16 protein-coding genes and 1 riboswitch are annotated in these 19,128 nt (G+C 68.2%); of the genes, 6 read left to right on the forward strand and 10 right to left on the reverse strand.

Annotated features, from left to right (window positions below; genetic code table 11):
• Positions 1–6: 6 nt before the first annotated feature.
• Complete coding sequence (locus FKV25_RS04510; RefSeq protein WP_141517606.1) at positions 7–1,044, reverse strand: hypothetical protein; 1,038 nt, start codon at positions 1,042–1,044, stop codon at positions 7–9.
• A gap of 163 nt (positions 1,045–1,207) precedes the next feature.
• On the opposite strand from FKV25_RS04510, the gene FKV25_RS04515 reads away from it, so the two are divergent.
• The gene (locus FKV25_RS04515) at positions 1,208–2,824 is read left to right on the forward strand and encodes a tetratricopeptide repeat-containing sulfotransferase family protein (protein ID WP_141517607.1); all 1,617 of its coding nucleotides are present in this window, start codon (positions 1,208–1,210) and stop codon (positions 2,822–2,824) included.
• A gap of 10 nt (positions 2,825–2,834) precedes the next feature.
• On the opposite strand, the gene FKV25_RS04520 is transcribed toward FKV25_RS04515, so the two are convergent.
• The 4 genes from FKV25_RS04520 to hslO all read right to left on the reverse strand — a co-directional run bounded on the left by FKV25_RS04520 (position 2,835) and on the right by hslO (position 8,556).
• Positions 2,835–3,494, reverse strand: a complete 660-nt coding sequence (locus tag FKV25_RS04520; RefSeq protein ID WP_141517608.1) for a putative 2OG-Fe(II) oxygenase — start codon at positions 3,492–3,494, stop codon at positions 2,835–2,837.
• A gap of 91 nt (positions 3,495–3,585) precedes the next feature.
• A complete protein-coding gene (locus tag FKV25_RS04525; protein ID WP_141517609.1) occupies positions 3,586–6,426 on the reverse strand; it encodes a TonB-dependent receptor plug domain-containing protein in 2,841 nt (946 codons plus the stop codon).
• A gap of 216 nt (positions 6,427–6,642) precedes the next feature.
• Positions 6,643–7,479, reverse strand: coding sequence for an XOO1806 family protein (locus FKV25_RS04530; RefSeq protein WP_211345370.1), 837 nt, complete (start codon positions 7,477–7,479; stop codon positions 6,643–6,645).
• A gap of 174 nt (positions 7,480–7,653) precedes the next feature.
• Complete coding sequence (hslO, locus tag FKV25_RS04535; protein WP_141517611.1) at positions 7,654–8,556, reverse strand: Hsp33 family molecular chaperone HslO; 903 nt, start codon at positions 8,554–8,556, stop codon at positions 7,654–7,656.
• Positions 8,557–8,640: 84 nt separating this feature from the next.
• Between hslO and mtgA the strand changes: the two genes are divergently transcribed.
• The 3 genes from mtgA to FKV25_RS04550 are packed head-to-tail and all read left to right on the forward strand — an operon-like array spanning position 8,641 to position 10,863.
• Complete coding sequence (gene mtgA / locus FKV25_RS04540; RefSeq protein WP_141517612.1) at positions 8,641–9,375, forward strand: monofunctional biosynthetic peptidoglycan transglycosylase; 735 nt, start codon at positions 8,641–8,643, stop codon at positions 9,373–9,375.
• Positions 9,376–9,434: 59 nt separating this feature from the next.
• Entirely contained in the window at positions 9,435–10,475 is a 1,041-nt protein-coding gene (locus FKV25_RS04545; RefSeq protein ID WP_141517613.1) for a glycosyltransferase family 2 protein, read from the forward strand.
• Entirely contained in the window at positions 10,435–10,863 is a 429-nt protein-coding gene (locus tag FKV25_RS04550) for a CBS domain-containing protein (protein WP_141517614.1), read from the forward strand. The genes FKV25_RS04545 and FKV25_RS04550 overlap by 41 nt, the downstream gene beginning before the upstream one ends.
• Before the next feature lie 31 nt (positions 10,864–10,894).
• Here the strand turns inward: FKV25_RS04550 and FKV25_RS04555 are convergent, their stop codons facing one another.
• Both FKV25_RS04555 and trhA read right to left on the reverse strand, forming a co-directional pair.
• Positions 10,895–12,895: an AsmA family protein gene (locus FKV25_RS04555; RefSeq protein WP_141517615.1), complete on the reverse strand. Its 2,001-nt coding sequence runs from the start codon at positions 12,893–12,895 to the stop codon at positions 10,895–10,897.
• A gap of 112 nt (positions 12,896–13,007) precedes the next feature.
• The gene (gene trhA / locus FKV25_RS04560) at positions 13,008–13,685 is read right to left on the reverse strand and encodes a PAQR family membrane homeostasis protein TrhA (protein WP_141517616.1); all 678 of its coding nucleotides are present in this window, start codon (positions 13,683–13,685) and stop codon (positions 13,008–13,010) included.
• A 92-nt stretch (positions 13,686–13,777) separates the two neighbouring features.
• Here trhA and FKV25_RS04565 point away from each other — a divergent pair, with 92 nt between their 5' ends.
• Together FKV25_RS04565 and FKV25_RS04570 are read left to right on the forward strand one after the other, a co-directional pair.
• The gene (locus FKV25_RS04565) at positions 13,778–14,401 is read left to right on the forward strand and encodes a sulfotransferase family 2 domain-containing protein (RefSeq protein WP_141517617.1); all 624 of its coding nucleotides are present in this window, start codon (positions 13,778–13,780) and stop codon (positions 14,399–14,401) included.
• Between the two features lie 19 nt (positions 14,402–14,420).
• Positions 14,421–15,038 (forward strand): aspartyl/asparaginyl beta-hydroxylase domain-containing protein, encoded by a 618-nt coding sequence (locus FKV25_RS04570; RefSeq protein WP_211345369.1) that lies wholly within the window; start codon positions 14,421–14,423, stop codon positions 15,036–15,038.
• Positions 15,039–15,053: 15 nt separating this feature from the next.
• On the opposite strand, the gene FKV25_RS04575 is transcribed toward FKV25_RS04570, so the two are convergent.
• The 3 genes from FKV25_RS04575 to FKV25_RS04585 form a co-directional block, all read right to left on the reverse strand.
• On the reverse strand, positions 15,054–16,658 hold the full coding sequence (locus FKV25_RS04575) for a peptide chain release factor 3 (RefSeq protein WP_141517618.1): 1,605 nt from the start codon (positions 16,656–16,658) through the stop codon (positions 15,054–15,056).
• Positions 16,659–16,732: 74 nt separating this feature from the next.
• Positions 16,733–17,665, reverse strand: a complete 933-nt coding sequence (locus FKV25_RS04580) for a peptidoglycan DD-metalloendopeptidase family protein (protein WP_141517619.1) — start codon at positions 17,663–17,665, stop codon at positions 16,733–16,735.
• 39 nt (positions 17,666–17,704) lie between these two features.
• On the reverse strand, positions 17,705–18,829 hold the full coding sequence (locus FKV25_RS04585) for a phytase (RefSeq protein WP_170218528.1): 1,125 nt from the start codon (positions 18,827–18,829) through the stop codon (positions 17,705–17,707).
• A gap of 130 nt (positions 18,830–18,959) precedes the next feature.
• A riboswitch (SAM riboswitch) is annotated at positions 18,960–19,092 on the forward strand.
• Positions 19,093–19,128: the final 36 nt, after the last annotated feature.

Genomic DNA, 19,128 nt, shown 5'->3' on the forward strand with positions numbered 1-19,128 from the left:
GCCGCCTCAGCCAGGTGCCAGCGCCTTCCTCTCGCGCGGCATGCGCGTGTGCGGCGCGACGGCGCGCGAAGACCACTCCAGCGCTGACGCGACGATGGGGCCCAGTCGCTCGCGCAAGGCCTCGCGTTCGATCGCCCGCGCGTCGGGCCCGTAGCGAAGCCCGACATCCTTGCTGTTGCGCGTGAACACCGCGTCCACCCGCGCCGCGAATGCCGCCTCGCCATCGGCGAACACGCCATCCAGGCACAGCCAGCGGGCGACCGCCGCCACCGTGGCCCGCGGATCGTCGAGCAGCTGGGCCATGTCCAGGCTGCGCAGGCGGTCTTCGGCATCGGCGGCCAGGGCCCCGGCATAGCGTTCCATCTGCGCATGCCAGACCAGCACGCTGGATTCGACCGGATTGAACGGGTGCGTGGGATCCACGCCCAGTGCCTGTTGCAGCTGCGTGCCCGGGAGCAGGTAGCGGACCATCCACCGCAATGGCTCCTCCGCGCCGGGTAGCTTCTTCAGGCATGAATACAGGAAGTCCTCCAGGCTGCCATGGAGCAGCACCCCGCGACTGCCGGGCGCGGCCCGCAGCAGGCGCGGGATCAGCCGGTTGACGGCGTTGGTGGGCTTCACCAGCACGCGTCCACCCGGCGCCCAGGCGCGCGCGAGCAGCCGGCAGGCATCGCCGGTGCGCGCCTCGAGCCGTGCGCGCGCACCGGCATCGGGCGCCAGCGACAGCGTCGCCAGGTCCGTCAGCGCGTGGGGTTCCTTCAGGGCGACGACCGCGTCCGGGGCGTGGAGGGCGCGCGCGAGCAGGGTCGAACAACAGAACGCGGAATGGAACAGCCAGGCCGGCGCAGGCCCCGGCGATGCGCCAGGCACCGGCGTGGGCCCCGCCGTTTTTCTCGTCCATGCGTCGCCCATGCGCGCGTCCAGGAAGGGCGCGAGCAGGGTGGATGCGTCGATCGGGGCGAAGCAGAACGCATCCGCGGCGATGTCATAGCTCACCGGGAAGTGTCGCGGATCGTCCGCCGCCGGGGGCAGTTCGGTCTTCAATACGGGTCCGTGCGCGGGGCTGCGTGCGAAGGGTGCGGCCACGCTACCAGATGCCCATCGCGATGGCCCAGCCTTGGCCGCGCCCCGCGGCGGCGCCCTGATACCATCGGGCGTGCTTCGCGCGCAGCGCGTCGTCATTTTCCGTTTCCCCGGGGCGGCGCCCATGCCACAAGGCACGACCATCGACATCCACGGCTACCCGCTGCCGGCCGCGCTCGGGCCGCACTGGCAGCGCGGCATGGCACTGGCCGGCCAAGGGGACATGGCCGCGGCAGCGGCCTGCATGCAGGCGATCGTCGATGCCCGGCCCGACTTCCTGCCGGGCCGGCTGCAGCAGGCGCATTTCCTGCTGGGCGCGGACCGCTACCGCGACGCGCTGGCGATCGCGCTGGACCTGGCGGACTGCATGCCGGCCAGCCTGGAGTTCGCCTGGCACCTGGTCCGCCTGCTGCGCCGCTTCGAACTTCACGAACAGGTGGCCGGGGTGGTGTCGCGAAGTGGCTGGGAGCAAAGCTGGAATGCTGAAGGCCTCTGCCGGTTGGCATCCCAACTCGGACCCATAGGGCTCTATGGCCCCATGGAAGCGATTTTGGAACGCCTGTCGGCCCTGGGCTCCGTTGACGTAAACGTACATGTGCTGCGCGGTACGGTTGCCCTCGTCTCCGGCGATACCGGCGCGGCGGCGCATCACCTTCGCCGGGCGTTGGCCGAGGGCGGCGACTCGCTCGCGCATGTCCGCTGGATGTTGACCCTGCACGAAGACGCGACGCACGCGGACGCCGACAGGCATGCGACTGAAGTCGAACTGGAGCGCGTGCGCCCTGGGAGCGAAGACGAGGCCTACCTCGCCTTCGCCCTGCACAACCTCCTGCACGCGGCGGGCGACGTCGAGGGCGCATGGGTGGCGCTGGAGCGGGGGTGCCGGATCAAGCGGCAGGCCGCCCGGCATGATGACGCACGCCAGGAACGCCTGTTCCAGGCCCTCGCCACGGCGCCGCTACCCGACGCGCCGCCCGACGAGGCGCCGGAGCCGGGCCCGCGTCCGGTCTTCATCGTCGGCATGTTCCGCTCCGGCACCAGCGTGGTCGAGCGCGTGCTCTCGGGGCATCCCGACGTGGTGGATGGCGGCGAGAGCTACGTGATGCCCGCGGCGATGTGCGCGGCCGCCGATCATATGTGCAATGAGATCGTGGACGAACGCATGATCCAGCGCATCGACGCCGAGGGCCTGCGAGTGGCGGCTGCCCGTTTCCGTGCGCACGCGCGTTGGAAGGCAGGGGGACGGGCGGTGTTCACCGAGAAGCTGCCGTCCAACTTCCTGCTCACCGGGTACATCCTGGCCGCGATGCCCGAAGCGCGCATCGTGCACATGCGGCGCGATCCCATGGACACCTGCTTCTCCAACCTGCGCACCTTCTTTACCGGGGCTGCTGGCTACAGCTACGACCAGGCATCGCTGGCGCGCTACTACCTGGGCTACCGGGCGCTGATGGCCCATTGGCGCGAGCGCCATCCGGAGCGGATCCTCGAGGTCGACTACCAGGCCTTCGTCGACGATCCCGAGGGGCAGGCGCGTCGCCTGCTTGCGTTCTGCGGCCTGGAGTTCCTGCCCTCGGTGCTGGATGTCGGCCGCTCGGGCGGCTATTCCGCAACGGCCAGCATCGGCAGCGTGCGCAAGGGGATCCTGCGCAATCGGGGGGGCGCGTGGCGAGCCTACGCGGCCCACCTGCAGCCGCTGCTGGAGGGGCTCGCGCCGGTGCTCGTACCGGACGGCGACTGAGCGCGCGGCGTCAGGCGTCCTTCATGCCGAACCAGCAGTTGAAGGCGATGGTGATGCGCTCGTCGCTGCCATAGAAGGGCAGCACCTCGTGCTGCAGCCACGACGGGAACAACACCAGTTGCCCGGCCCTGAAGCGGATGCTCCAGGTGCCATGGTGGTAGGGCGGGCGCTGGCGCATGTTGCCGGCGTCGGTGAAGTAGTTGCTGTAGTGGTGCGGGCTGTGGAAGCGCAGCACGCCCGACTCTTCGCGGTCGGCCGGGGTCTCGCCCGGGTCGACGCAGTAGACGCCCGACCATGAGGCCATCGGGTGCGTGTGCATGATGGTGAAGCCGCCGTGGCGGGTCACGTGGAACCAGGTGTGCGAGAAGATCTGCAGCCGCTGCATCTCCTCCGCGCCATAGCCGTTGATGTCCTGGATCGTGCGTCCCAGGGCCGTCCAGCAGAAGTGCCGCAGTTGCTGGATGCACTCGTCCGGCCAGGCGAACAGGTTGAAATCGCTCTCGAATACGCCCGCCTGCTGCTTCAGCGAGGGATTGGGGTTTGCGTAGCGCGCGCCCTCGGCCTCCCGGGCCAGCAGCAGCGGCTTGATCCGGGCATTGAGCGCGTCGGCCTCGGGATGGGTGTCCTGGGCCATGGGGACGGCGAACATCGGACTGATCTGCAGCGTCATGGCGGCGGTTTCCGGCGTGGGCGGTGGCGGGCGTCAGAAAAAACTACGGCCCCTTTCGGGGCCGTAGCAAGGTAACGCAAGATCGGGTCGATCAGAACTTCTGCGTGTAGCGCATGTAGAAGAACTGGCCCGGGACTTCGTACTGGGGATCGAAGCTGTTGGCGAAGGTCGAAGCCGAGAACGGCGGATCCTCGTCAAAGATGTTGTTGATACCCACAGCGATCTGGCCGTTCCACGGCGCGTTCCAGTAAGCGCTGACGTCGTTGTAGAAGGTGTCGTCGAGCTTGTTGCGCGGCGCCGGGCCTTCAGCGGTACGACGGTCCGGATCCGAGCACAGCAGCTGCGTGTTGGCAGCGTTGTAGCCCGAGCAGTCCTCGACCTGCGAGTCGTAGTAACGCAGGGCCCAGGTCGCACCCCAATCGCCCATTTCCCAACGGGTCATGAGGTTCGAACGGATGCGCCAGTTGTTGCTGCGATCGAAGTATTCGCCGACCTGGTTGTCGCCGTCGTTGTTGTCCTCGAACTTGGACATGTAGGTGCTGTCCCACACGAACGAGAACTTGCCCCACGAGGTCTCCGGCAGACGATAACCGATGGTCATGTCGTAGCCTTCGACTTCACGGCTACCGATGTTCAGGCCGGCCGCAAGCAGGTCGGTGATGAAGCCGCCACCGCCACGCGTGATCAGGCCGCAGGCCTGCGCATTGCCGTTCTCGTAGCAGTCATCGAGGATGAAGTTGCCGGAGAACGTGGTGATGGTGTCCTCGAGCTCGATCTTCCACCAATCCAGCGAGATGTCGAAGCCTTCCAGCCAGCTGGGGTTGTACACGAAGCCCAGGGTCTGGTTGGTCGCCTTCTCCGGCAGCAGGTTCGGGTTGCCGCCGACGCTGATGCGGATCTGCGAGTTGACCTGGTTGTAGCCACCCGTCGGGACGCCATCGGCGACGCAGCGGTTCTGCGCGGCTGCGCTCAGGTTGCCCCAGTTCACGTTGTTACACGGATCGCTGATGGTCGGGAAGCTGTCGCCCACGCCCTGGAACAGCTCGTTGATCGACGGCGCGCGGAAGCCCTCGGCCCAGTTGCCGCGGATCAGCAGGTCGTCGATCGGCTTCCAGCGGAAACCGAACTTGCTGTTGAGGGTGTCGCCGAAGTTGCTGTAGTCCGAGTAACGGGTCGCGATGCTGAAGTCCAGCAGGCGGGCGCCCGGAACGTCGGACAGCACCGGGATGGCCAGCTCGAGGTAGGCTTCGTCGAGCGAGTAGCTACCCGAGGTCGGCGTACGCGAGTTGCCGGTGGTGTCGCCGGCGGCGATCAGCGCGTCCGGACGGTCGTAGCCGGACTCTTCGCGGTGCTCGAGGCCGAACGAGAAGGCAAGCGGGCCACCCGGCAGGTCGAACAGGTCACCGCCGATGTTGGCGAAGTAGCTCTTCTGCTTGTAGCCCAGCTGCTCGTGGGCTTCGAAGGTCAGGTAGTCCAGCATCTCCGGGGTCAGCGAGCCGTTGTTGGCGCCGCCCAGGAAGTTGGCCGGGACGCAGCCCGCGATCGCGGTGCTGGCATCGCCGGGCGTCTGGACGCAGGTCGGAACGCCGCCCACCAGCATCGACGGGCCAAGCGCGTTGCGGATGGCGGTGTAGGTCAGCAGGCCGTTGGTCGCGTCGTTCGAACGGTTCTCACCGTAGAACATGCCGGCTTCCCAGTCGAAGAACTTCTCGCCGACCTCGAAGCTGCCTTCGAAGGCGCCGTCGAACGCAAAGGTGTCGACGGTCTGCTTGAACGAACGGCCACCGGTCTCGACCGCACGGCGCTGGATCCAGTTGATGTCCTGGCCGTAGGGGTTGTAGATGCTGTCGGCGCTGATGACGATGTCGGCCGCCTGCGGGGCGCCCGGGAAGCCCACCACCACCGGCATCGCGGCGAGCAGCTGCTCGGAGCGGCGCTGGTTGTAGGTGACGGTGCTCTTGAAACGCAGGTTGTCGCTGATGTCCAGCGAGCCGCTGGCGAACACCGAGGTGCGCTCCTGCGGGGTCAGCAGGTAGTTGAGCGGGGCGAAGTTGAAGTTGTCCGGGGTACCGGCCCACTCGCTCCAGCCGCGACCGTCGTTCGGGTCGGCCTTCCACAGGCCATAGGCGCCGTCGGGATTGGCGCAGGCGAAGGTGGTGGTGTCCAGGATGCAGTAACGGCCATCCGGGGTGGTCGAGCTGCCGCCCAGGCCCGGGGTGGAGCCGAAGACCGGCACCGCCGAGATCTCGCGGTCGCCCGCCCAGACCGGGTCCTGCTTGACGTAGCCCACGCCCATCATGGCCGACCAGCGGTCGCCGGTGCTGCCGACGATGAAGTCGTAGGCTTCGGTCGCGCCGTCGCCCTTGTCGAACTGGCCGAGGTAGACGTTGGCTTCGGCGCCATCGAAGTTCTGGCGCAGGATGACGTTGACGACGCCGGCGATGGCGTCGGAGCCGTAGATCGAGGAGGCACCGTCCTTCAGGACCTCGATGCGCTCGACGGCGGCGGTCGGGATGGTGTTCAGGTCGACGGCGCCGCCGAGACCGGTACCACCGACCCAACGGCGGCCATTGACCAGCACCAGGGTGCGGTTGGAGCCGAGGTTGCGCAGGTTGACGCGGGTTTCACCGTTACCACCGTTGTTCATGGTGGTGTTCAGCGTCGAACCGTTGGCGCTGATGTTCTGGATCACGTCGCCGACCGAGGTCAGGCCTTGTGCCGAAATGTCTTCGCGCGAGAGCGAGAAGATCGGCTGCGAGGTTTCGATGTCGGTGCGCTTGATGCGCGAACCGGTCACCTCGATGCGATCGAGGGTGGTGGCCTGCTCTTCGCTGTCCTGGGCGAATGCAACGCCCGTTCCGGCAGCAGCCGTGGCGCCCACGGCGAGTGCGAAGGTAATCGCGTCGCGGAGCTGGGTGGTCTTCAAGGTCATCTCTCTCTCCAAGTCAGTCTTGGTTTCCCATGGGAACCCGCCGCCAGCGTCAAGAAAGACGCCAAATACGGCAAGGTCGGAGCCGATAGTAGCCCCCTTGGCCGAAAAATTAAAGTGTCGTTAACAAACGAAAAAAACCGCCCTGTTAAGGACGGTTTCTCTTTAAAAATCAATGGCTTGATAAGGCCAAATGTTGAATTTTCGTGATTCGTGCCGCTACAGGTCCTGCTCGTAGCGCACGTAGGGGACGGTCCCTTCGTCCTGTTCGGCGGAATTCGGCGCGAACGGATTCTTGCCCCGGGTGATGACATTTTCGGCGCCCACGCTGAGCTGGCCGCTCCATGGCGTGCGCCAGGTGAGGCCGATGCCGAGGCCTTCCCACTGGCCGGGCTGGCCGGGCATGTCGACCACGCGACCGACGATGTTGGCGCCGAAGTTGCCCACCTCGGCGCCCAGGGTGAGGCTCTTGCTGGTCCAGCGCTCGCTGAAGCCCACCGGCAGGTCCGAGGCCGGGATCAGCCGGGCCTTGGCCCAGGTGCCGCCGATGGACACGGTGGCCTCGCGGCCGATGTTCTTCTGGCCGTAGAGCGTAAGTGTGTTCTGGTCATACCTGCTGTTGCGGCCGGTCGGGCTGAGCCAGGCCGGCAGCTGGTCCCGGCCTTCGCCCAGCAGCATGCCCACCCGGCGGTCGGCATTGCCGAACGAGGCACCGAGGGTGGCCTGCTGGCTACCGCCGGAGCGTGCATCCTGGTCCAGGGAGGCCAGCATGCAGTGGTTGGCGAGGTTGCCTATGGCGCTGGCCAGGCCGGTCTTGCGGTCGCAGACCAGGCCCAGGGTGTTGCCGGCGGACAGGCCGAAGGCCGCGTCCAGGGTGTTGTTGCCGCCGAACCGCAGCCGGGCGGTGTTGCCCTGGCCGCCGGTGGGCTCGAGCAGGAGCACGGCCTCGAGCTTGCCGTTGGCGTTGTTCAGGACCGGCAGGACCGTGGAATCGCCCGCGGCTCCGGGCCGGCTTTCCTGCGCGCGCGCGCCCGTCGCCACGCCTAGGGCGAGCATCAGGGCGAGGGGTAGCTGGAGCAGGCGCGCGTGCATCGTTGGCTGGGACCAGCGAAGGCTGGAAGAGTTCCTTTATTCCGGATTCAGACTATAAATCGTTAATTTTCGTTTAACAATCGCCGCCGGTCGGTAGTTTGAAGTGCGACACATTCCTGTTGCAGCGACGTGACCGCGTCATTGCGCCCGGTCCGGCGCTTCCATCGAGGCGGAGCGGGTGGCGAACAGGCGGTCGATCTCGTCCCGGCTGAAACGGTATTGCTGCCCACAGAACTCACAACGGATGTGGGCCTCCCCATCGGCCGCGGCCGCATGAGCCTCGGCCTCCCCCAGGGATACCAGCATCGACTCGACCCGCTCGGCCGAACAGGAACACGCGAAGGCCAGCGGACGTTGCCCCAGCATGCGGACACCGTCTTCGTGGAACAGGCGGGCCAGCAAGGTCTCTGCCGGCAATGTGAGCAGTTCGTCCGTGACGACCGTGTCGAAGAGCGCCCCGGCGCGGGTCCAGCCATCGGAGTCGCCCTCGTCGCCCGGCAGCTTCTGCAACATCAGCCCCGCGGCCCGCTCGCCGTCGACGGCCAGCATGAGCCGGGTCGGCAACTGCTCGGACTGGATGAAATAGTCCTCGAAGGCACCGGCCAGGTTGTCGGCGCTCAGCTCGACCATGCCCTGGTAGCGCATCGGCTCGCGCTGGCCCAGGGCCGGGTTCTCGATGGTGATCGCCAGCAGGGCGTCGGGGCCGAGCTCGCGCAGGTCCCGGGAGGGCTGGGCGCCCTCGGCCACCTGGGCGATGCCGCGCAGGGTGCCGGCGGCGGTGCATTCGGCGAACAGCGTGCGCAGGGCGCCATTGCCCCGCAACTGCACCGACAGCCTGCCGTCGACCTTGGCATGCCCGGTGAACAGCGCGGCGGCGGCGGTGGCCTCGCCAAGAAGCTCGGCGACCGCGGCGGGATAGTCGTCCTGGCCGACGATGCGCTGCCAGCTGTCGCGCAGGTGCACGTGCACGCCGCGGACCCCGGCCTGCTCGATCAGGAAGCGGCTCTGGCAATCGTGGCGGGAAGGAGTGGTATCGCTCATCATGGTCTCGACGGGAGTGGGGACGGGGCGCGGGCCGCGCCGGTGCGCCGCCGCCTGTACCTGGCCGAACAAGATGAGGGCGCCGTGGATCGTCGACAAGGGGAAATCGCTGAACCGCGGCGGCGCCGGCGCTGGCTGCACTGGCTCTGGCGGCTGCCCCTGCTGTTGCTGCTGCTGAGCGTGGTGCAGGTGCTGGTGCTGCGTTTCGTCGACCCGCCCGTCTCGGCGTTCATGCTGGGCCGCCAGCTCGAAGCCTGGGGCGAGGGCGAGTGGCGCTACCGTCTCGCCCACGAGTGGCGGGACCTGGACGCGATCTCCCCGCAGGTGCCGCTGGCGGTGATCGCATCGGAGGACCAGCGCTTCGCCGAACACCGCGGCTTCGACATGCAGGCCATCGAGAAGGCAATGGCCAGCAACGAGCGCGGCGGGCGGGTACGCGGGGGCAGCACGATCAGCCAGCAGACAGCGAAGAACCTGTTCCTGTGGAGCGGCCGGAGTTGGGTCCGCAAGGGCATCGAGGCCTGGTACACGGTCCTCATCGAGGCCATGTGGCCCAAACGGCGGATCATCGAGGTGTATGTGAATGTCGCCGAGTTCGGCGATGGGGTGTATGGCGCACAGGCGGCGGCGCAAGCGTATTTCGGCACCGACGCGGCCCGTCTCGGCCCCGCGCAGGCGGCCCGGCTGGCCGCGGTCCTGCCCAGCCCGCGGCGTTACAGCGCCGCACGGCCGGGGCCGTACGTGCAGCGCCGCACCGCGTCGATCCAGCGGCAGATGCGCAACATCGGCGGCGTCGGCTACCTCGAGCGCCTGGACTGACCGCTGCCGCCCCTGCTGCGGCTGCGCCCGGCAGGCATTGACGGGCTACCATTGAGCGCATGAGCCAATCGCACGCCCGGGACATGCTGACCGTCGTCATCGCCGCCTTCAACGAGGCCGACAGCCTGCCGGTGCTGCATCCCCGCCTGATGGGCGTGCTCGGCGCGCTCGCGCGCGAGCAGGGCGTCGACGCCCGCGTGCTCTACGTCGACGACGGCAGCCGCGACGGCACCTGGGCGCTGCTGCAGGCGTTCGCCGCGGCGGACGCGCGGGTCGGCCTGTTGCGCCTGTCGCGCAACTTCGGCAAGGAGGCCGCACTTACCGCGGGGCTGGACCGCATCGAGGCCGGCGCGGCCCTGATCCTCGATGCCGACGGACAGGACCCGCCGGAGCTGATCCCGCGCTTCGTGGCCAAATGGCGCGAAGGCTTCGACGACGTCCACGGCACCCGCATCCAGCGGGCCGGCGAGGGTTGGATCAAGCGTTCCAGCGCGCATGCCTTCTATCGGGTGATCGGACGCCTGTCGAAGACGCCTATCCCGGCAGATACCGGCGACTTCCGCCTGCTGTCGCCGCGTGCGCTGGCCGCGCTGGGCCAACTGCGCGAGCGCCACCGCTTCATGAAGGGCCTGTTCGGCTGGGTGGGGTTCAACCGGGTCGCGATTCCCTACGAGCGCGATGCCCGCGTCGCCGGCGTGAGCAAGTTCAACCTGTGGCGCCTGTGGAACTTCGCCCTGGAGGGCATCACCAGCTTCTCCACCGCCCCGTTGCGCCTGGCCACCTACATGGGCCTGGCGACCGCCGCGGCGGCTTTCGCCTACGGGGTGTGGATCATCGTCAAGGCTTTCTTCTGGAGCGATCCGGTCGCCGGCTGGCCGACGATGATGGCGGTGATCCTGTTCCTGGGCGGCATCCAGCTGATCGCGCTGGGCCTGATCGGCGAATACCTAGGCCGGCTGTACGACGAGGCCAAGCAGCGTCCGCTCTACCTCGTCGACGCGTGGCACCCGGCAACAGGAGTATCCTCGGGCCACGACCACGGCGTTGAAGGAGGCGGACATGCGGACCGTTCGACAACTGCTCGAAGCGAAGTCACTTGACATCCATTCGGTGGCGCCCGATACCCCGGTCGTCGACGCGATCCGGCTGATGGCGCAGAAGGGCATCGGCGCGGTGCTGGTGATGGATGGCCCCCGGCTGGCGGGCATCGTCTCCGAGCGCGATTACGCACGCAAGGTCGTCCTGCATGGGCGTGCCTCGTCCACCACGCCGGTCAGCGTGATCATGACCGCCGACGTGTTCACCGTCGGTCCCGACGACACGGTCGACCGCTGCATGGTCAGCGTCACCGAACGGCGCATCCGCCACCTGCCAGTGGTGCGCGACGGGCACGTGGAAGGCGTGGTGTCGATCGGCGACCTGGTCAAGGCGGTCATCGAGGACCAGCAGCTGGAACTCGACCAGTTGCAGCGCTACATCGCCAGCTGACCCGGCCTTCGCCGGAGGACCGGCGCGCCCATCACTTCGCGTACTGCCCGCCGCAACCGCTGTCCTCGCCGGGCCCGGTCTCGATGGTCGCCAGCAGCGCCGCCGGCGGCGTGATGCTGCCCAGCGCCAGGGCGATCGCGCCGCGCAGGCCCAGGGCGCCGATGTCCGGCCGGATAGAGGGCGAGCGGAAGCTGCCGTCGAGCTTCAGCGGCGCGCGCAGGCTCAACAGGCTGCGGTCCTTGGGTCGGGGGCGAATGGTGAGGTCGAGCCGCTCTTGCCGAAGGTCGATCGTCCCTTCGCCCAGCAGCAGGGTGTCGGTGGTGTCGAAGGCCAGGCTGTTGGCGGTCATGACCCCGTCCTCCAGGTCGAAGTCGCCGAAGGCGCAACGCACCGGGATCATCCTGTCCTCGGTCAGCTCGAACTTGATGATCTCGGCCAGGTCGATGCCCGCCATCTCCATGAGCAGGTTGCTGATCGACCCTCGCCCCATGCCGACCAGGACCTCGCCGTCGCCACGTCCCAGCATGTCGGCCACTGAATTGCCCGTGGTGTCGATGCGCAGTTGTCCGCCGACCTTGCCGATCGCATTGCTGGCGAGTTCGACGGTGGGCAGCAGCTGGGCGAGGTCGAGCCCGCGCGCCTGGATGTCGGCGCGCGTGCGCAGCGTGTCCTCGCGGGCGTCCATGAGCAGGGTGGTGCGCAGCTGGCCATTGGCGACGCCGAAGTCCAGCGGGTCCAGGCGCAGCACGCCGTCCTCGAGCAGCAGGTGCGCGACCATGTCGTCGAGCGGCAGGCGGGGGGCGTTGATGCGGTCCGCCTTGAGGCGCACGTCGGCGTCCATCGTGCGCAGCTTGTCGAGCCGGTACGGCGTGTCGGGCAGGACCCGGGTCCGCGCCGCCTGGGCCGCGGCCTCCCGAGCCTGCTCGGGATTGGCCGTTTCGCCGCCACCGGCCTGCGGGGCGCCGCCGACGAAACCGGCGAGGTCGTCGAAGTCCAGCCGGCTCGATTGCAGGTTCGCGCGCAGGTAGGGGCGCTCGCCAGCGGTGTCGACGTTGGCATCGCCGGACAGGTCGCTGTCGCCGACCTTGCCCTTGAAATCGTCGTAATGCCACACGGTGCCCTTCCGTGTGAAGCGCCCGTCGAGCGTGTAGGGCGGTGTCGGCGGGATCGCGAGTCCGATCAGCGGGTAGAGATCGGCGAGGTCGCGCCCGGCGAGTGCCAGTTGCAGGTCGAAGCCGCGAAGGCGCAAGGGGTCGAGCAGGGTGCCCTGGGCATGCGCGCGCGTGGCGCCAGCGGTGGCCCGTGCGTCGATGCGGTAGGGACTGTCGGCATCGCGCAGGTCAAGAGGCGAGTCGGCGCGTCCCTCCAGGGCGAACGCATTGCCCTGCCAGCGGCCCTGGCCTTCGACCACGATCGGCGGCGAGGGCGAGGCCGCGTCGTCGACGGTCTGCACCGACACCTCGATATCGGTGTCGCGGCCGGCGTCGAGGAAGTGCAACCGGCCCGCATCGATCTCGATGCGACGGAACTCGGTGTGGAAACGCCCGCCGGGCGTCGTGTCGAGGCGCCAGTTGCCGCGCCCTTCCGGGCCGGTCTCCAGTCTGAGAACGGGGCGTTGCAGGCGGATTCCGGGCAGGCGCACCGTGCCCGACAGCAGGGGCCACAGCGCCAGGTCGATTTCCACGCGCTCGGCCTGCGCCATGTCGCGCGCCTCCGACCAGTCGGCGTTGGAGAAGCGCACCCGCTCGGCGCGTACCGTCGGCGTCCAGCCCAGTTCGACGTCGAGGTCGCCGGCGATTTCGAGCTCACGTCCCGTCGCGGCGTGCACCCGGCGCTCGAGCGGTCCCTTGAACCAGTTCCAGTCCCAGAGCAGGAGCAGCAGCACGATCGCAAGCGCCAAAGCCCCCAGTACCCACCACGCCAGGCGCACGCGCGGCCAGGACCTGGCGACCTGCCGCGTCGGAGGCGTGGCGGGAGGTGTGCTCACGGGGTGTACCTTGGGTGCGACGGTCGGGGCATCGGGGCTCGCCATGGAAGCGTGGCCCCACCATCGACAGGCGGGCATCAAGCACGGGTGAAGCCGCGCAGGCGCCGTTCATGAAGCGCTTGGGTCTCGCCCTTGGGCGCGAACGCCGGGAGCAGCCTCAATCGCCGGTGTGCAGCACCTGGGCGGTCACCGCAATGAAGTGGCAAACGCTGCCGGCAACCACGAACAGGTGCCAGATCGCATGCGAGTAGGGTAGCGAAGGGCGGTGGTAGAACACCGTGCCCAGCGTGTAGCAGACGCCGCCGGCGAGCAGCCAGCCGAAGGTCCAGGCGTCCAGCGCGCCGAGAAGCGGCTTTATCGCGACGATGACAAGCCAACCCATCGCGATGTAGATCAGCGTCGAGAGCAGCTTGAAGCGGCCGGTGAACATCAGCTTGAAGACCACCCCGGCCAGCGCCAGCGACCAGATGGCCGCGAACAGGCCCCAGCCCCAGGGGCCGCGCAGCCCGATCAGGGTGAAGGGCGTGTAGGTCCCGGCGATCAGCAGGTAGATCGCGCAATGGTCGAACACCTTGAGTCGCGCCTTCGCCACCGGGTGCTGGACGGCGTGGTACAGCGTCGAGGCCACGTACAGCAGCAACAGGCAGATGCCGAACACGATCGCGCCGGCCAGTTGCCAGCCATCGCCGTGCACCGCTGCCAGTGTGATGAGCACCGACCCGCCGGCCAGGGCGGCGGTGGCCCCCAGTCCGTGGGTCAGGGCATTGGCCCACTCCTCGCGGGTTTCCGCGGCGGAGGGGAGCGGGGAACCAGGGGTCAGGCCGGGGGCGTCCATGCCCGTATCCTACCGTGCGCCACCGAATGTGCGAGCGCCGCCGGCCGCTGGCGATCCTCTATGATGGCGCCCGGTTCCCGATGCCGTCGCCGATGATCATTTCCCACCTGCACCGCTATGTGTTCGCCGCCATTCCCAAGACAGGGACGCATTCGGTGCGCCAGGCCCTGCGCGAACACATGGGGCCGGACGACCTCGAGCAGGTGGGCCTGTTCGTCAACAAGCGCTTCCCGTGGCCCGAACTGGCCGCGATCTCGCACGGTCACCTGGGACTGGCCCAGGTGCGTCCGTACCTGGGGGAGGAGGCCTTCGCCTCGTACTTCAAGTTCGCCTTCGTGCGGAATCCCTTCGATCGATTCGTGTCCTATTGCGCCTTCATGACGCGCGCCGACGGCAGCTTCGAGCGCCAGCCGCGGGAGGTGATGCACCACGTGCTGTTCAGGCTGCGGCCCATGCAGCACGTGCTGTTCCAGCCCCAGCATTCCTTCCTGGTCGGCGAGGATGGGCGACTGCTGGCCGACATGGTCGGGCGCGTGGAGGACATGCAGGGGTCGTACGACGCCATCTGCGCGCGCATCGGCATACCGGCCGCGCCGCTGGGGCAGGTCAACGCCTCGCGCCATGCCCGCTACCGGGACTACTATGACCCGACCCTGGTCGATGGCGTGGCCGAACTCTATCGCCGCGACCTGGAACTGTTCGATTACGCTTTCTGACGATGCCCCCGAGCCCGACTTGAACGACCAGGCCCCCATCGGCGTGTACCCCAATCCGCGCAAGACCACGTCGGTCCGCCGCCTGGGCGTGCTCGACGTCGCGGCGCTGCGCGAGGCGGTGCTGGCGATACCCGAGGCGACCTGGGACGCCGAGAACGCCGGCAAGCCGAACCGTTTCGACGCGCTCGACCGCACCCGCCACATCGTGTTCCGCTTCGTCGACGACTTCCGCGATTGGCGCGGCTCGCACGACCGGCCGCTGTGGGACGCGTGGCGCGGCCTGCTGGCGCCGATCCTGGACCAGGCCGTGGCCCCGTATGGCTACGCCCGGGCGGACTTCCCGCGGGTGATGCTCGCGCGCATGGCGCCGGGCGGGGTGATCAAGCCCCATCGCGACGCCAATCCGGCGGCGAAGTGGCCGCACAAGATCCACGTACCTTTGCTGACCAACCCACAGGTGACCTTCTACGTGGACGGCGTTGGCCACCATTTCGCCGAAGGCGAGGCGGTGGAGGTCAACAACATGGGCGTGCATGCCGTGCAGAATGCCGGCGAGACGGACCGCATCCACCTGATCTTCGAGTACTTCGACCTCGACCAGCCGGACCCTGACTGGGTCCACCTGATCGAGTCCTGAGCCTGCGCGGGGCCGTCAGTCCACCGACACCGCGTGGGCATGCTCGCGGGTGGCGAGGAATTCCACGTCCGGTGCGCGTTCCTGCGCCAGTTGCAGGTTGACGCGGGTCGGCGCCAGGTACACGTACTCGCCGGCGGCATCGACCGAAAGGTTCACCGCGTTCTTGTCGCGGAACTCCTCGAACTTCTTCTCGTTGGCGCACCGCACCCAGCGGGCGGTGGCCACGTTGACCGGCTCGAAGCTCGCCTCCACGCCATACTCGTCCTTGAGGCGGTAGGCGACCACGTCGAACTGCAGCACGCCGACCGCGCCGAGGATGAGGTCGTTGCTCATGAGCGGCTTGAAGAACTGCGTCGCGCCTTCCTCCGACAGCTGGGCCAGGCCCTTCTGCAACTGCTTGAGCTTGAGCGGGTCGCGCAGGCGCGCACGGCGGAACAGTTCCGGCGCGAAGTTCGGGATGCCGGTGAAGGACAGCTTCTCGCCTTCGGTGAAGGTGTCGCCGATGGAGATGGTGCCGTGGTTGTGGATGCCGATCACGTCGCCCGGATAGGCCGTCTCGGCGATCTCGCGGTCGCTGGCCATGAAGGTCAGCGCGTTGGCGAGCTTCATCTCCTTGCCGCTGCGTACGTGGAAGGCCTTCATGCCGGCGTTGAAGCGGCCCGAACACACGCGCATGAACGCGACGCGGTCGCGGTGCTGCGGGTCCATGTTGGCCTGGATCTTGAACACGAAGCCCGAGAGCTTGCCTTCGGTCGGACCGACTTCGCGCGTGGTCGTCTCCCGCGGCCGCGGGGACGGTGCGTGCGCGACGAAGAAGTCCAGCAACAACTGCACGCCGAAGTTGTTGACCGCAGAGCCGAAGAACACGGGCGTCAGTTCGCCGGCCAGGTACTTGCCAAGGTCGAAGGGGTGGGATGCGCCCTCCACGAGCTCGAGCTCCTCGCGCAGTTCGGCCATCGCCGCCGCGCCGATGCGTGCTTCGAGCGCGGGGTCGTCGATCGACGCGAAGATGGTCGAGTCCTGGCGGGTGAAGTTGCGGCCCTGTTCGAACAGGTGCACCTCGCCCGAGACCAGGTGGACCACGCCCTTGAGTCGCTTGCCCATGCCGATCGGCCAGGTGATCGGTGCGCACTGGATGCCGAGCACGCTTTCGACCTCGTCGAGCAGCTCAATCGGGTTCTTGCCCTCGCGGTCGAGCTTGTTGATGAAGGTCATGATCGGGGTGTCGCGCAGGCGGCAGACCTCCATGAGCTTGATCGTGCGTTCCTCGACGCCCTTGGCCACGTCGATCACCATCAGCGCCGAGTCCACGGCGGTCAGTACCCGATAGGTGTCCTCGCCGAAGTCGGCGTGGCCGGGGGTGTCGAGCAGGTTGACGATGCTGTCGCCATAGGGGAACTGCATCACCGAACTGGTGACCGAGATGCCACGCTCCTTTTCCAGCGCCATCCAGTCGGACGTCGCGTGGCGCGCGGCCTTGCGGCCCTTGACCGAGCCGGCCATCTGGATGGCGCCGCCGAACAGCAGCAGCTTCTCGGTGAGCGTGGTCTTGCCGGCGTCGGGGTGCGAGATGATCGCGAACGTGCGGCGGCGGGCGGCTTGGAGCGAAACGTCGGACATACGGGCGGGGCGCACGGGCGCCCGGAAGGCAAGCAGGGGCGTGGATTATAGGGCCTGTACGGCCGCGGGGCCTGCTAGCGGGGTTCGCTGAAGCGCAGCGCGCCGGCCGGGCCGCGCATGCGGAACGGCAGGGACTCCAGGCGCATGCCCCGGTTGACCTGCACCACGAAGTGGAGATGCGGGCCGGTGGTGAAGCCGGTGTTGCCCGACAGGCCGATCCGCTGGCCGGTCTCGACCTGCTGGCCAACGCGCACGTGCACGCCATTGGCCTTCAAGTGGGCATACAGCGCCATCGTCCCGTCGTCGTGCAGGATCCGGATGTAGTTGGCCCGGCCGCCATAGGTTTCCTGGCTGAGGCCGGCGCGGTCGAAGCCGGACTCGACCTGCATGACGCGCCCCGCGCGGGCGGCCAGGACCGGCGTGCCGATGGGGGCGCCGAAGTCGATCGCATGGCGGTTCTCCGGGTCGGCGTGGCTGAAGCTGCCGCCGTAGCCCTGCTCGATGTCCAGCGCGGCGGTCTCCAGGGGCATCAGGTATTCGACGTCCCGGGGCCGTGCGTTCGGATCGCCGGGCAGGCTGTCCATGCGCAACTCGAAACTCCCGCCGCGGCCCTGCGTTGCGGCACTGAGCACAGACACCAGGGCGCTGCCGTGGGCGGGCACCGTGGCGCGCGCGGGTAGCGCCGGGGCACCGATGATGTTGTTGCTCTGGCTGAAATGCAGCATCACCTCGATCGGGCCGTCCAGGGTGTTGTCGGCCCAGGCCAGGTAGCGGCCACCGTCGGGCTCCACCCGCAACCGCGCGATCGCCCCGGGCTCGGCGTGGACCGGAATCTCGCGCACGGGCGTGGCCGGCGCGTCCGGCTGGTGGTCGCCGTAATGGGTGATCCCATTGCGGTCGGTCCATCGATAGACCGTGCCCGCTTCCAGCCGGCCGGGCCCCGGCGCGAGCCACAGCGCCAGCAGTGCGGCGCACGTGGCGAACAGGGGCGGGCGTGGGGAGGGCATGTCAGTGGAGGCGGGAAGCGGAGGCGACGGTTGCGCCGCTTAATCGGTGCAATTGTGCTCCAGCGAGAGCACGCGGGTGACTTCGCGAAGGTCGAAGGCGGTGATCGCCTTGTCGTCGTGGACCGCGTACAGCACGCCGCCGGTGAAGGCGCGCGTCGGCGCCGCGTGCAGGGTGATGCCGTCGGTATAGGACGTGGTGTCGCCCTCGAAGCTGCCGACGTAATCGAGCGTATTGCGGTCGAACAGCAGGAACACCGTCAGCGGCGCCAACTGGTCCACGGCCACCCAGTAGCCCTCGCCATCGCGGCAGTTCCACAGGGCCACGCCCTCGGCTTCGGCACCGAAGGTCGCGTCAGGGAGGCTGGTGCCGGTATAGCGCCCGTCGAGGGTGTACTCGCGCAGCGTGGACACGTGGCGGCGGTCCTCGTCGGCGACCATCAGGCGGCCATTGGCGGCGTCGCCCGCGAGCGATTCCACCATGCGCAGCGCGGCTTCGGGCGAGGTGTCGCCGAATGCGCCCTGGTACTGCGCGACCACGCCTCCATCGTCGGGCGATCGCGCGACGTGGAAGCGCTTCACCCGTTCGTCGAGCTCGTCCCACGCCGGGACCTGGTCGTACTTGTCGCCGTACATGAAGCTGTCGGTGACGTAGGCGTCGTACTCGCCCGGCAGGGTCTCGTGCAGCCAGATCCCGTAGGGACTGCGCAGCACGTCGGCGCCGAAGGTCCCCAACGGGGTGAAGTCCGGCAAGGCCAGCACCTGCACGCGGTGGTTGTCGCGTTCGACGACGAACAGCAGGTCGCCCATCACCGCGATGCCGTTGGGGCGCTTGAACTCCCCCGGGCCATCGCCCTTGGCGCCGTACACGCGCAGCGGCGCGCCGGTATCGCCGTCGAACACGTGCAGGCGATGGCTGGCCTTCGCGGTGGCGATCAGCCAGGTGCCGCCATCGGGCGTGGGCCAGGTCGCCAGGGAGTCCAGTTCCTCGCCCTCGAGGACATCGGAGACGAAGGTCTCGGGGATGTTCAGGGTCGGATGCGTGCCGGCCATCGGCATCGCGTTCCGGCTGCTGCCCGAGCTTTCGCGGGTGACCGGTGCGGTGGAGCAGGCGGCGAGCGCGAGCAGGGCCAGGAGGGTGGCGGCTGTGGTCAGTCGGCTGTTCATCGTCGGGAAGTGTATTCGGGAAACCGTGGTGGGTGTCGGCGCGGGGCCGGATGGGGAGGCAGGATCAATCAATCCTTTCATCGCAATAAAGCGATTGACATGCATGTCCGGCCGGGTGCAGACTGTGCGTCATCCATCGAGACCGACTGAGGGACAGGCCCTTTGACGTCGGGGCAACCGGTGTGGCGAAAGCTGCACAAGGTGCCAATTCCTGCGGTGGTCCACGACGTAGCTGCATGCGCCGGGACCCCGGAAGATGGTCGTGCTGCGTGCCCGGTTCGCCGGCGCGATGTACGTCT

Origin of the sequence: Marilutibacter aestuarii (assembly GCF_006546775.1) — a bacterium.
GTDB lineage: Bacteria > Pseudomonadota > Gammaproteobacteria > Xanthomonadales > Xanthomonadaceae > Marilutibacter > Marilutibacter aestuarii.